This is a genomic window from Paenibacillus lactis (assembly GCF_017873605.1).
GTDB lineage: Bacteria > Bacillota > Bacilli > Paenibacillales > Paenibacillaceae > Paenibacillus_AQ > Paenibacillus_AQ lactis.
The window spans coordinates 130,091-142,251 of the sequence record NZ_JAGGKI010000013.1; the positions used below are offsets into that span (position 1 = coordinate 130,091).

General features: G+C 51.2%; 12 protein-coding genes. 8 read left to right on the forward strand and 4 right to left on the reverse strand.

The window, feature by feature from the left end; genetic code table 11:
- Nucleotides 1-8 precede the first annotated feature (8 nt).
- Nucleotides 9-131: a hypothetical protein gene (locus tag J2Z18_RS30815; RefSeq protein ID WP_279615613.1), complete on the reverse strand. Its 123-nt coding sequence runs from the start codon at nucleotides 129-131 to the stop codon at nucleotides 9-11.
- 75 nt (nucleotides 132-206) lie between these two features.
- Between J2Z18_RS30815 and J2Z18_RS21715 the strand changes: the two genes are divergently transcribed.
- Nucleotides 207-1,034 (forward strand): MerR family transcriptional regulator, encoded by an 828-nt coding sequence (locus J2Z18_RS21715; RefSeq protein WP_210095294.1) that lies wholly within the window; start codon nucleotides 207-209, stop codon nucleotides 1,032-1,034.
- Nucleotides 1,031-2,209 carry an MFS transporter gene (locus tag J2Z18_RS21720; protein WP_007130289.1) on the forward strand — a complete coding sequence of 393 codons (1,179 nt, stop codon included), beginning with the start codon at nucleotides 1,031-1,033 and terminating at the stop codon, nucleotides 2,207-2,209. Before J2Z18_RS21715 ends, J2Z18_RS21720 begins: the two co-directional genes overlap by 4 nt.
- Before the next feature lie 154 nt (nucleotides 2,210-2,363).
- On the opposite strand, the gene J2Z18_RS21725 is transcribed toward J2Z18_RS21720, so the two are convergent.
- On the reverse strand, nucleotides 2,364-2,639 hold the full coding sequence (locus J2Z18_RS21725) for a hypothetical protein (protein WP_007130288.1): 276 nt from the start codon (nucleotides 2,637-2,639) through the stop codon (nucleotides 2,364-2,366).
- Nucleotides 2,640-2,755: 116 nt separating this feature from the next.
- Nucleotides 2,756-3,622, reverse strand: coding sequence for a serine/threonine protein kinase (locus J2Z18_RS21730; RefSeq protein ID WP_007130287.1), 867 nt, complete (start codon nucleotides 3,620-3,622; stop codon nucleotides 2,756-2,758).
- Nucleotides 3,623-4,090: 468 nt separating this feature from the next.
- On the opposite strand from J2Z18_RS21730, the gene metE reads away from it, so the two are divergent.
- From metE to J2Z18_RS21760, 6 genes are all read left to right on the forward strand, one after another.
- Complete coding sequence (gene metE / locus J2Z18_RS21735; RefSeq protein WP_210095295.1) at nucleotides 4,091-6,379, forward strand: 5-methyltetrahydropteroyltriglutamate--homocysteine S-methyltransferase; 2,289 nt, start codon at nucleotides 4,091-4,093, stop codon at nucleotides 6,377-6,379.
- 583 nt (nucleotides 6,380-6,962) lie between these two features.
- A complete protein-coding gene (gene asd, locus J2Z18_RS21740) occupies nucleotides 6,963-8,048 on the forward strand; it encodes an aspartate-semialdehyde dehydrogenase (protein ID WP_077565737.1) in 1,086 nt (361 codons plus the stop codon).
- A 254-nt stretch (nucleotides 8,049-8,302) separates the two neighbouring features.
- A complete protein-coding gene (gene ytxJ / locus J2Z18_RS21745; RefSeq protein WP_007130284.1) occupies nucleotides 8,303-8,641 on the forward strand; it encodes a bacillithiol system redox-active protein YtxJ in 339 nt (112 codons plus the stop codon).
- Nucleotides 8,642-8,667: 26 nt separating this feature from the next.
- Complete coding sequence (locus J2Z18_RS21750; RefSeq protein ID WP_007130283.1) at nucleotides 8,668-9,003, forward strand: thioredoxin family protein; 336 nt, start codon at nucleotides 8,668-8,670, stop codon at nucleotides 9,001-9,003.
- A 213-nt stretch (nucleotides 9,004-9,216) separates the two neighbouring features.
- Entirely contained in the window at nucleotides 9,217-9,378 is a 162-nt protein-coding gene (locus J2Z18_RS21755) for a hypothetical protein (RefSeq protein ID WP_007130282.1), read from the forward strand.
- 194 nt (nucleotides 9,379-9,572) lie between these two features.
- Nucleotides 9,573-11,006, forward strand: a complete 1,434-nt coding sequence (locus J2Z18_RS21760; RefSeq protein ID WP_028404541.1) for an MFS transporter — start codon at nucleotides 9,573-9,575, stop codon at nucleotides 11,004-11,006.
- Nucleotides 11,007-11,139: 133 nt separating this feature from the next.
- Here J2Z18_RS21760 and J2Z18_RS21765 read toward each other — a convergent pair whose 3' ends face one another.
- Nucleotides 11,140-12,009, reverse strand: a complete 870-nt coding sequence (locus J2Z18_RS21765; protein WP_007128373.1) for a helix-turn-helix transcriptional regulator — start codon at nucleotides 12,007-12,009, stop codon at nucleotides 11,140-11,142.
- Between the last annotated feature and the right edge of the window lie 152 nt (nucleotides 12,010-12,161).

Sequence of the window (12,161 nt, forward strand, 5' to 3'; positions counted from 1 at the left end):
GCTCAAGGCTAGTGATTCATCCGGCGATGTCGATCAGGTTGGGCGATAACAATATGCGCTGATGCAAATGGAACCGCGAGCTTCGCGGTTTTTATTTTTTCATGGGTATTGATCTCAAAGCCTTTCATCATGAAATTCCCTCTTGACTTTATAGTCGACTCGAAGGTATATACTCAATCCGACATTCATAGGAGGAAGGTGAGATATTGTTTAAAATCAGCGAATTTTCGAGGCTGAGCCGGATCCCGATCCAGACATTGCGCTATTATGATCAGATCGGGTTATTCAAGCCTGCACGGATCGATAGATCGACCGGGTATCGGTACTACGCCGCCGAGCAGCTTCTGGAGATCAACCGCATTGTCATTTTCAAGGAGCTTGGGTTCACGCTGCAGCAAATGGTTCAGCTGCTTCAAGAAGATATATCCGCGGAACAGATCCGCGGTATGCTGAGGTTGAAAGAAAGTGAGATTCAGCAGCTGTTGGAGAACGAAATGTCCAAGCTATCACGTATTAAAAAACGAATGCAGCTCCTGGAACGAGAGGGAAGGATGGAGATGGAGCAGGAGGCCGTCATCAAGCAGGTTGATGCCCTGCAATTGATTTCGTATGCGTCGTTTGGTAATGCCGAAGAAATTCCACAGCTATTTCAACATTTTGAAAGTCTTCTTGAAGGAAGTATACGTTCTGTCCTGACTGGGCCACAGACGGTGCTTTGGAAGGAAAGCAGCCGTCAAGATGATGAATTCGAGCTGGAGGTCGGCTTTGCCGCCAAACCGGGAACCTACAAGCTTCCTGTCGGTCTTGAACAGCGCTTCATGCCTGCTGAGACGATGGCTACGCTTCTGTTCCGCTCCGATTCTTCATTCTCGGAAACGGCTTGCGCTGACCTTGCCGCCTGGATCGAACATAACGGCTATCTCATCCGGGAGGATCGGCCTGGAAGGGAAATCTATGTGCCCTTATCGGATGAACCGGGCATGTGCCTGGTCGAGGTTCAAATTCCAATCATCGATGCGGGGGCAGCCGAATGAACAATAAATGGGTCGTGTATTTGCTCGCTTTGGCGGTTTTTCTGATTGGGACAGTTGAGTATATTATCAGCGGCATTATTCAAATGGTGGCTTCCGAACTAAGCGTAACAACCTCTGCCGCCGGATTGCTTGTCACCGTGTTTGCCCTTTCGGCTGCCATTGGCGCCCCTGTCGTCATTGCGGTTACGATCAATGCAGACCGTAAAAGCGTGCTGCTTACCATGCTCGGCATTTTCATTTTAAGCAGCCTTATGGTTTATGCAAGCCATTCATTTGAGATGATGCTGGTTACCCGCATATTCCAAGGGGTTAGCGGAGGGGTGGCCACCGTCGTTGCGATGGCGGTAGCCACTAGGCTTGCCGGAGAGCAGCATCGAGGGAGAGCAATCGGTATCATATTGATGGGATTGAGCGGTTCCCTGGTGCTTGGCGTACCCGTCGGCACGTTCTTGAGCGAATGGCTGGGCTGGAGAGCACTGTTTATCGTAATCGGTCTCTTGAGCTTGGTCCCGCTGTTCGCCGTTTACCGTAAAGTTCCCTCGATGCGGGAAAGGAGTGCCGTCACGCTCGGGATGCAGCTGTCGATTTTGAAGGATAGAAAGATTGCCCTAGCACTCATGATAACCCTGTTGTATATCGGCGCTTACTCTACCTTATTTACGTATATCACGCCTTATTTGCAGGCCAACGCCGAGCTTTCGGCAGCAGAGCTCTCCATCATTCTGTTCGCAGCAGGCATTTGCAGTTTTATCGGCTCGAAAATGGGAGGCGCGATGGCGGATACCAAAGGATCGAAGTTCACCATCTATTTGGGACTTTCCCTACAGGCAGCCATGCTGTTTATGCTCTCGATGGTCAACGGGTGGTTGTGGGGTGTCATTGCAATGATCATGCTATGGATGGTGGCGACATGGGCGACATCACCGGCACAGCAGTTATATCTCGTCACTCGGGTGCCCCGGTCCCCGGATATCGCCCTCAGCGTGAACACGTCCTTTATTCAATTTGGATTTGCATTAGGCTCGGGCATTGGTGGAGTGGTGATGAGTCGCGCATCTGTAGAGGTTCTAGGCTGGGCGGGATTCTTCGTCGTGTTGTTGGCATTGCTGCTGGCGATCGGGTTGTTTGCGGGTGGCCGGAAAGCCGGTCGAGAGCGGCTGTCAGAGCCAATGTAAAGGGATCGATGACGAAAACAGCGGTTGAAGTCGACTGCCCGGGCGGGTGTATGAATCATTAGAAGGGATGCAAGGTGTGGTCCCTCGAGGCTTGGCGGTTAAAAGCATGAAAAAACCCTCAATAATTAAGAGGGTAAGAAGAGCTTCTTACGGGTTAGCTGGAGCTGTATTTTCTGCCTTTGTAGTAGCCGTGCCCACGGTGACCATGCTGATGCTTGAAGTCTGAGGAAGAGGCTTTGCGGCGAGAAAATCCGTGGCTGCTGCTGTAGCGTTTGCCGTAGTGTTTTCCTGAGCTGCTGTATCGCTTACCAAGGTGTTTTCCTGAACTGCTGTAACGTTTGCCATAGTGCTGTCCCGAGCTGCCGTAACGCTTCCGTCCATGCGTGCTGGATGCGGAGTGAAGGAGCTTATTGACGATTTTTTTAAACATTCTGTTTGGCCTCCTGTCTTGTTCGAGGTCATTCCATCGTGCTAATCGGATATTATCATAGATTAATCCCCGTATTCAACTTTACCCGGCGCTGTGGAGGTTGAAATGAAGCATCGTCATTTATCGGTCATGCCGCTTATTGTTGGATCATATGACGAATAAAGCTCACGCAGCTCATTCATGAAATGCGAGGATCCCTGGTATGGTTCCCGGATCCCAAGCAAGCGTTCAATCATCTGGTGCAACTCAGCGGAAAGAATCAATTCTTCCTGCCAGCTTCGCTCACTTTGATCCGGATCGTCATCAACGTCATAAGCAGAGTACAGCATGAACAGCATAAAATGACCGATATCCGCCAAATCCGAGTTTTCTTCGGCGCTCTTGGCCGGTATAGAGATATCCAAACGGGATCTGCGGGTCCATCGTTGTTTTGGCTTTTGCAGCGGCGGGGGTTCTCCGACTCTCCGTGCGAGGCCAAAGTCGATTAACTGCAGCTCTCCGTTCTTAAACAGCACGTTCGGTATCCGAAGATCGAGATGAATGATTCCTTGATCATGAATGTAGGTCACAATCTCCAGAAGCTGCAGCGTAATTCGCAGGCATTCTTGTTCCGTGTACCGGAAGCCTTGGTCAAAGATTAAATCCTCCAGGGTATCCCCCTCGATATAGGACATCACCAGAAAGTCCTTATTCTTGTACGTAAACAAATCTTTGTATGCCGGAATATGAGGATGTGCTAAGGACTTAAGAAGGGCTGCCTCCCGGCGAAGCAGGTTTTTTGCAAAAGGGCCCTTGCTCGGTCTTGCCTGCTTCACAGCTACGAGCTCCTTGCTCTCCAAGTCTTCGCATCGGTAGGTTATTCCGTAGCTTCCTTCGCCAAGCAAGCCTTGGACGGTATATCGGTTTCCGAGTATGGAATCCGCTTCTGCCGGGTAATCCCGCCATGCGGCGATGAAGGAAGCTGCATATGAAAAAAGACGCATTCCAGTTCGTATCTCCCTTAGTATCCATGACATGAGGTGATTGATGATCGATGATCGATCGGATCGCTTACCGTATCATTATAACAGGCACAGGCAGCATTTGCCTCAGGTCCAATCGAACATGTGATATTCAAGACGTTGCGAACTAAAACTGAGCCTCGGCCGAACGATTGATTACTGCTAGAATTAGAGGGAAACCGATTCGGACCGATCATGCGGCTTTGGCATCGCATCGTTCCTGTGAGCAAGGATCTTGATGGCCATTTTTCGTTTCTTACCGGTTTCCAAACCCTCCGGACTCATACAAGGAGCCAGGAGGGTTTTTTATGGTGTGGCTATATTTTAAGGCCTAAAGGCTTGCTATAGCTTTTGGCTATAACTAGATATAGCTTAAAACGGTTACTGCCCGCCAGGGGATCCGTGATATCTTACATGTAATCAAATATGTGTGTAAGGGGTGTTACGAGAATGGCAATTAGCAGTATTTTGGGATACCCGCGAATTGGCGCGGACAGGGAATGGAAGAAAGCGCTCGAGGCTTTCTGGTCGGGCAAGCTGGATGAGCCGTCATTTCAGAGCAGATTAGAGGAAATCCGGCTAGGGCACTTGCTCAAGCAGCGGGAAAAGGGGATCGACCTCATTCCGGTAAATGATTTCAGTTATTACGATCACATGCTGGATACAGCCGCCATGTTCGGCATCATTCCCAAGCGCTTCCGATATGAAGGAGGCACGGTTCCTCTCTCCGTATATTATGGAGTTGCCCGTGGCACGAAGGATGCCGCAGCCAGTGAAATGACCAAGTGGTTTAACACGAATTATCATTATATTGTGCCGGAGCTCGAAGGGGCGGTTCCTGTCATCACCGAAAATAAGCCGCTGGCCGCTTATCGCGAAGCGAAGGAGAAGCTCGGGATTGAAGGGAAGCCGGTGATCGTCGGGCCGCTGACCTTCTTGAAGCTATCAAAGGGCTACGCAGAAAGCGAGACGGACGCTTGGCTTGGCCGCCTGCTGCCATTATATGTACATATTCTTCAGGAGCTCGAACAAGAAGGGGTGAAATGGGTACAGCTGGATGAGCCGATATTGGTTACAAAATTGGAGGATGCGGATAACAAGCGATTAAAGACTGCTTATGAGACAATTGCGGCATCCGTACCCGGACTGAATATTATGCTGCAAACCTATTTTGAATCGGTGGAGAATTACCAAGATATCGTGAGCTTGCCGGTTCAAGGCATCGGTCTTGATTTTGTACATGGCTTGAAAGGCAATATCGCTTCCTTGCGAGCCTTCGGTTTCCCGAAGGATAAAATACTCGGTGCCGGGATCATTGACGGCCGTGGAATCTGGAAAGCCCCGCTTCGTGACAAGCTCGGCCTGCTGCAGGAGCTTACGAATGTGGTAGCGCCCGAAAGGCTCATCGTGCAGACCTCATGCAGCTTGCTTCATGTGCCGGTGACCGCAAAGCGCGAGGCCAAGCTCCCGCCCGAGCTGCAAAATGCCCTGGCATTTGCGGACGAGAAGCTGGACGAGCTCAAGCTTCTGACCAGAGCGCTATCGTCAGGCGTCGAGTCCATTCGAGATGATCTGACTCATTGCGATCATGATCTTGAAGCCTTGGAGCTGTCCGATGCCCGCAATCGGCAGGACGTGCAGCACGCCGTCCTCGAGCTTCGCTCGAAGAAGCCGCAGCGAAAGCAACCGTTTGAGCAGCGGCACATCGCGCAGCAGAAGAAATGGCGGCTGCCGATTCTGCCTACCACGACGATCGGCAGCTTCCCGCAGTCAGCGGAGGTGCGGAAAGCACGGCAGCAGTGGCGCAAAGGCGAATGGTCCGAGGAGCGTTACGAGGCCTTCATTCGAGAGCAGATCGACATATGGATCAAGCTGCAGGAGGAGATCGGACTGGACGTTCTTGTGCACGGCGAATTCGAGCGTACGGATATGGTCGAATTTTTCGGGGAGAAGCTTGCCGGTTTCGCATTCACACAGTTTGGCTGGGTACAGTCATACGGCTCCCGCTGCGTGAAGCCGCCGATCATATTCGGGGATGTTGCGTTTGAACAACCGATGACGGTCAAGGAGACGAAATATGCTCAATCGCAGACGAAACGTCCGGTGAAGGGCATGCTGACCGGACCGATTACGATTATGAACTGGTCTTTCGTCCGAGAGGACATCCCGCGCGAGCATATCGCGTATCAGCTGGCTTATGCGCTCCGTCAAGAGGTTGAGGAGCTCGAACGAGCCGGAATCGGGATGATTCAGGTCGATGAACCGGCTGTTCGCGAAGGACTCCCGCTGAAGGCGGAGGAGCAGGCCGAATACTTGTCCTGGGCGGTAGCGGCATTCCGCATGACGACATGCACGGTCCAGGAAACCACGCAAATCCACACCCATATGTGTTATTGCGAGTTCCATGACATGATCGATTCGATTGAAGCGATGGACGCGGACGTCATCTCGATCGAAACGTCGCGCAGCCATGGGGAACTCATCCACAGCTTCGAGGAGAACACTTACAAGCTCGGCATCGGCCTGGGGGTATATGATATCCATAGCCCGCGCGTTCCGAAGGTGGAGGAAATGACCAGTATGATCCGGCGCGCCCTGCGCGTGTTGGATCCGAAGCTGTTCTGGATTAATCCGGATTGCGGCCTGAAAACGAGAGGAATCGAGGAAACGGTCGATTCATTGCGCAACATGGTGGAGGCCACCCGGATCGCCCGCGGCAAGTATACTCTTAAGGTGTGAGCGGAGCGTACAGGTTCTTGATAAAATTTTTTAAAAATTGGATTCCCCAGATCCCGATTTATGTATTATAATCTTATTAAATGCGATGAAGAGATGAGTAAATATTGAATTCTTTGTGCAGAGAGCTCCGGCAGCTGAGAAGGAGTAAAGAATTCCTTATTGAATAAAGCCTCTGAGCAGCACATCGGAACCTAGGTTAAAGTGTGAGTTGAAAAAGTCGGTTTGACGACTTTTTGAACAACCTCTTAAAGGGGATGGTGTGACAGGCGCTCCTGTTACAGAGCTAGAGTATATACATGCAGGAAGCATGCCGTACTCGATGAGGCCTGGTATGGCGACATGCCGGCAAATCTGGGGTGGTACCACGAGAACTCAATCTCGTCCCTTTAGACTTCGGTCTTGGGGGTGGGATTTTTTTATTTGTGCCGGCAGGATGGATGGAATCCCTGTAAGAAACGTGCACCATTTCAGACGATTTGAATAGTAATCTAGAGAAAAGCTTACTGCATGACCTCCTTCGCTAACGGAAGCTGGTCCGTGCACCCGAATCAAAGATGCCATTACGAAAGGATTTGAAGTACACATGTCACAAAAACTTAAAGTTGGTATTGTTGGCGGAACAGGAATGGTCGGTCAGCGCTTTATCCAGCTGCTGGATGGCCACCCTTGGTTTCAAGTAACGGTCATTGCAGCAAGCAGCAACTCGGCAGGAAAAACGTATGAGGAATCCGTGCAGGGAAGATGGAAGCTGGCCACTCCGATACCGGAGGATGTGAAGCCGATCGTCGTCCAGGATGCTTCGCAGGTGGAGCAGGTTGCCGATCAGGTGGATTTTGTCTTCTGTGCGGTAGATATGAAGAAAAATGAAATCCAGGCGCTCGAAGAAGCATACGCCAAAACGGGAACGCCTGTCATCTCCAACAATTCGGCTCACCGCTGGACGCCGGACGTGCCGATGGTGATCCCGGAAATAAACCCGGAACATATCGAAGTGATCGCGGCGCAGCGCAAACGGCTGGGAACCTCGACAGGCTTCATCGCCGTGAAGCCGAACTGCTCGATTCAGAGCTATGTGCCAGCGCTCCATGCCCTGCTTGATTACAAGCCGACGCAAGTGGTGGCATCGACGTACCAGGCCATTTCCGGTGCGGGCAAGAACTTTACCGACTGGCCGGAAATGCTCGATAACGTCATCCCGTACATCGGCGGCGAGGAAGAGAAGAGCGAGCAGGAGCCGCTGCGGATTTGGGGACGTGTTGACAACGGGGAGATCGTGAAAGCCGCTTCCCCAATCATTACAACCCAATGTATTCGCGTACCCGTTACGGACGGACATTTGGCTACCGTCTTTGCTTCGTTCGAGAATAAGCCGTCGAAGGATGAAATCATCGACCGCTGGCGGCAATATAAGGGCAGACCGCAGGAGCTCCGCCTGCCAAGCGCCCCGGAGCAGTTCATCACCTATTTCGAAGAGGAGAACAGACCGCAGACGAACCTGGATCGCGATATCGAGCGCGGCATGGGCGTTTCGGTCGGAAGACTGCGTGAGGATACCATCTACGATTATAAATTCGTAGGGCTGTCTCATAACACGCTGCGCGGCGCAGCCGGCGGTGCGGTTCTGATCGCGGAGCTGCTGAAGGCAGAAGGCTATATTCAAGCAAAATAAAAACGGCGGATACCCAAAGAACCAGGCGGCGCAAGTATGCCCTGGTTCTTTGTGCTCTTGAGCTAAGTTCTTCAGCCATAGCCTGCTTCCAAGAGAGAATGTCTTTTTATGCGAAGTGCTGCTTCGGAAGCGAAGCGTTTTGCAACTTGATGTGTGGGCCATTTTCCGCTATCATTACTCGTAATGTTAGATTGCATCGTGCAGCGAAGAGAGCGGCATGCGTTTATTTTTATAGCAGAAGGAGAAGAACATATATGAATTGGACAGAAATCACGACCCAGGATGAATGGAAGAACATATTGGAGAAGTCGGCGGAACGCGGACAAGTTATCCTTAAACACAGCACAACATGTCCCGTGAGCGCGAACGCTTTGAAAGAATATGAGCAATATTTGAAAGATACTCCGAACGCCGATGTGGATTATACACTTGTCAAGGTGATCGAATCCAGACCGGTATCGAATCAGATTGCCGAGGATCTGAATGTAAAGCATGAATCCCCGCAAATTATCTACATCAAAGACAAGGCGAAATACTGGACCGCCTCGCATTGGGCCGTGACGACCGAGCATATCAAAGCGGTTCTGGATTAAGGAACCGAAAGCCGATGGAGCTCCCAATGAAAGAGTTGCATGAGCTGAACTCGGTCAGAGCCATTGATGCATTTATCCATGATCATCCGTTAAGCTTTGTGTATGTTTCCCGGCAGGATTGCAGCGTGTGCCATGCCATCCTGCCGAAGCTGAGATCGCTGTTAGCGGATTATCCGCAAATTCGATTAGGTTTGGTCGATGCGGAAGTCGCCCGAGATATTGCCTCCGAATTTCTGATATTCTCCGTGCCTGCATTGCTCTTGTTTGTGAATGGCAAGGAGTTGATCAGGGAAGGGCGATTCGTGAAATTTGATTCCTTAAGGACACAGCTCGACAGGATTTATGAGGCGTATGCGATCTGAATGATGGAAGTCGATGAGCGGGAAGCTCATCGACTTTTTTTGGGGCTAGGCCAAAGAGTTAGACCAGTTTTTTCACCCCACCGGGCTCTCTGGGGCGTCTGGTTACTTTAAACAGGAATCTTTGAGGCGTTCCATCCTGATCAAGATTGAATTGTTTTACATAAGCGTATCGGATATAATGTCCGTATCTATGGGAGAGAGGAGGCAACAAACGTGAGATCCGTATTCGTATCTGCTTATCTGGATCAATCCGTAAAAAAATCCGGCGATATGACGCTAACGGGATACGTCTGCCCATTTTGCCGCATTGTTTATGGCTTTGAAGAATACGGTGCCCGGAAGCATGTTGCCTTCGTGACGGACAAATCTCGCTGATCATGCGTGATTTCCAGCGAGTCAAACGCTTCACGCAGGGGCACCGATGAGTCGGTGCCTCTTTTTTCGTTGGCTGATGTTTGCCAAGAGAGACCATCGATGCATCTCGTCATGAAATGGAGTGAGAAACCGGTGAAGAAGGCAGTGGACGCAGCCTCCTAAAAAAGAATTTTATTTTTTAGGAGGCGTATAGAATGACTCATGATACGAATACAAAAGCTTTGACTTCAACAATAAGACAGGGCGGAGCAAGGCTCTTTATCGCAACATTCGCGCTATCTGTGCTCGTGGCTGCAATAACGGTTGACATGGTGAACCCAGTGCTGCCGATCTTAATCGATCAATTTGAAACTACTAAAGCAGAGGTCAGCTGGGTGGTCAGCGGCGTTGCGCTTATGCTGGCTTTCGGCGTTCCCCTATACGGGCGGATGTCCGATGTTGTGGAGCTGAAAAAACTGTTTCTGATTGCGGTATGTATTTTAGCGCTAGGAAGTTTGATTTGTGCCCTCGCAAGGGATCTTATCGTACTGGTTGCGGGAAGGATGGTCCAGGGAGCGGGGATGTCAGCCATTCCCGTGTTGTCCATTGTCGCCGTTTCGAAGGTGTTCCCGCCGGGCAAGCGCGGCGGGGTTCTAGGCATCATGGCAGGATGCATCGGCGTGGGAACTGCCGGCGGCCCGATCTTCGGCGGCATGATCGGGCAGACATTGGGCTGGCAATCCCTGTTTTGGATTACGCTTGGTCTGTCCCTGCTCATCATGGTCGGTTCGATGTTTGCGCTGCCGAAGCTGAAGCCATTGCCGGAAGGAGCAGGTGGCCGAAGGTTTGACCTGCTCGGCGGCGTGCTGCTGGGGCTTTCCGCAGGTATGCTTCTGCTAGGCGTCACACTTAGAGAGAGCTCCGGGTTCGGTTCCTTAGCGTCATTAAGCACGTTTGCCTGCTCGCTGTTAGCCTTGGCCGGTTTTATCCGGAGAATTACCATCGTAGACAACCCGTTCGTTCCTCCGGCATTGTTTGCAAACCGGTATTACGTCTGTTCCATCCTGGTTTCTGTCTTTTCAATGTTCGCTTATTTTGCAGTGCTCGTGTTCGTGCCGCTCCTAGTCGCAGAATCGAACGGGCTTACGCCGGGGGAAGCGGGGCTGGTCCTGCTGCCGGGAGGGGCAGCAGTTGCGCTCCTGTCCCCTTGGATCGGTCGGATATCGGATCGGGTGGGGACGAAACGACTGATCCTTGCCGGTGTCAGCTTGATGGGCGTCTCCACATTATTCTTGTCAACGTATGCGGCAGGATCTCCTCCAGCGATCGTATCCGTGGGTGTTCTCGGAGCAGGGATCGCATTCGCGCTGACCAATTCTCCGGCTAACAGCGCTGCGGTCAGTTCGTTGTCTAAAGAGGAGGTGGGCGTTGGAATCGGCATATACCAAGGTGCGCTGTATCTTGGTGCAGGAACGGGGGCAGGCATTATCGGGGCGGTGCTCTCTTCTCGCCGTACTGCCGGCGATCCGCTCAATCCCTTCTACACGCTGAGTGCCATACCTTATTCCGACGCATTTCTGGTAACGAGTGCAGCCCTGATCGTTGCACTCATCGCCGGATTGGGATTGCGAAACGACAGCATAAAATAGCCCGCGGCAATAACGGATGGATAGCTGCTGAAAACGGATAATTGCTTCTAATGAAGCTTTAGACCATCATCCTGATCCAAATAGGATGATGGTTTTTTCATGTTTATATCGGTGGCTCATGCTTAAAGCGCGATCAGCTCTTCTTCCTGTAATAGGAAGGGGGAACGTTCTCTAGCTTGCGGAATGCCCGGCTGAAGGCGTAAATGCTTTGAAAACCGAGCATTTCGGCGATATGGGAGAGCGGCAGGTCGGTAAATTGGATCATCTGCTTGGCTTTCTCCAGTCGGACGGTCACATGGTATTGAATCGGGGTCATGCCATAAGCCTGTTTGAACAGGCGGCATAAGTAAAATTTGCTGAGATTGGCGAGTCTGGCGAGCTCGTCCAGCGTAATTTCGTGGTCCGTATGATGGCTGAGATATTGCTTGACGCGGTCAAGCAGCTCCTGCTTCGATTGCAGGTGCGGGTTTCGGTGCCAATGCACCTCGCGCAGCAGCTGAATCCACAGCTGAATGAATAAACCTTTGGCGGCAATGTCGTGGTACGGAAATTTTCGCTCCTGCTCGTGAATGATATCAAACAGGAGCTTCTCAATAATGATCGGCTGATGAAGCCGGATGTGATTGGGCAGCGGCAGATCAAGCAGCGGGGTTAGATCCTCGCGAAAGCTTCTCCGTTCTTCCTGGGTCATCGCCTTCAGAGGTTTGAAGGATACTTTGACTTCAGGGCTGTCGGGCTGATAGAACAAGTCGAAGTGAATATGCGGCTGGCGAAGGCGTTTGCCGTTAAGAAGCCGAATGGAATGCGGCTGCTTCGGCTTGAACAGGAAAAGGTCTCCAGGGATTCCGTGAAACGTTTGTTCCTCCACAGTAACCTCGACCTCGCCTTCCTTGACGTACATCAGCTCGTAATCATAGAGAACACGCTCCGGGATGATGAAAGGCGGTTCCACGATACTATCCCAAGCTACGCGTATGTAGGGTGAAAGCATGTTCATATCCATAATGAAACCTCCTGTGGCCAATATGCATAGGATCCCAAACGGGCAGGCGAAATAATGAGCAATTTTGGTTAAAAAATTGACTTGATCGGATCTGTCATGCAATCGCGGAATATTTTAAACTCGGTACAAAGTCAACTATATCATAAGTTTGC

Excerpts from the sequence above, each read along its gene's own strand:
- J2Z18_RS30815 (WP_279615613.1), bottom strand. The coding sequence starts at position 131 with ATGATGAAAGGCTTTGAGATCAATACCCATGAAAAAATAAAAACCGCG.
- J2Z18_RS21720 (WP_007130289.1), top strand. The coding sequence starts at position 1,031 with ATGAACAATAAATGGGTCGTGTATTTGCTCGCTTTGGCGGTTTTTCTG.
- J2Z18_RS21725 (WP_007130288.1), bottom strand. The coding sequence starts at position 2,639 with ATGTTTAAAAAAATCGTCAATAAGCTCCTTCACTCCGCATCCAGCACG.
- J2Z18_RS21730 (WP_007130287.1), bottom strand. The coding sequence starts at position 3,622 with ATGCGTCTTTTTTCATATGCAGCTTCCTTCATCGCCGCATGGCGGGAT.
- metE (WP_210095295.1), top strand. The coding sequence starts at position 4,091 with ATGGCAATTAGCAGTATTTTGGGATACCCGCGAATTGGCGCGGACAGG.
- asd (WP_077565737.1), top strand. The coding sequence starts at position 6,963 with ATGTCACAAAAACTTAAAGTTGGTATTGTTGGCGGAACAGGAATGGTC.
- ytxJ (WP_007130284.1), top strand. The coding sequence starts at position 8,303 with ATGAATTGGACAGAAATCACGACCCAGGATGAATGGAAGAACATATTG.
- J2Z18_RS21750 (WP_007130283.1), top strand. The coding sequence starts at position 8,668 with ATGAAAGAGTTGCATGAGCTGAACTCGGTCAGAGCCATTGATGCATTT.
- J2Z18_RS21760 (WP_028404541.1), top strand. The coding sequence starts at position 9,573 with ATGACTCATGATACGAATACAAAAGCTTTGACTTCAACAATAAGACAG.
- J2Z18_RS21765 (WP_007128373.1), bottom strand. The coding sequence starts at position 12,009 with ATGGATATGAACATGCTTTCACCCTACATACGCGTAGCTTGGGATAGT.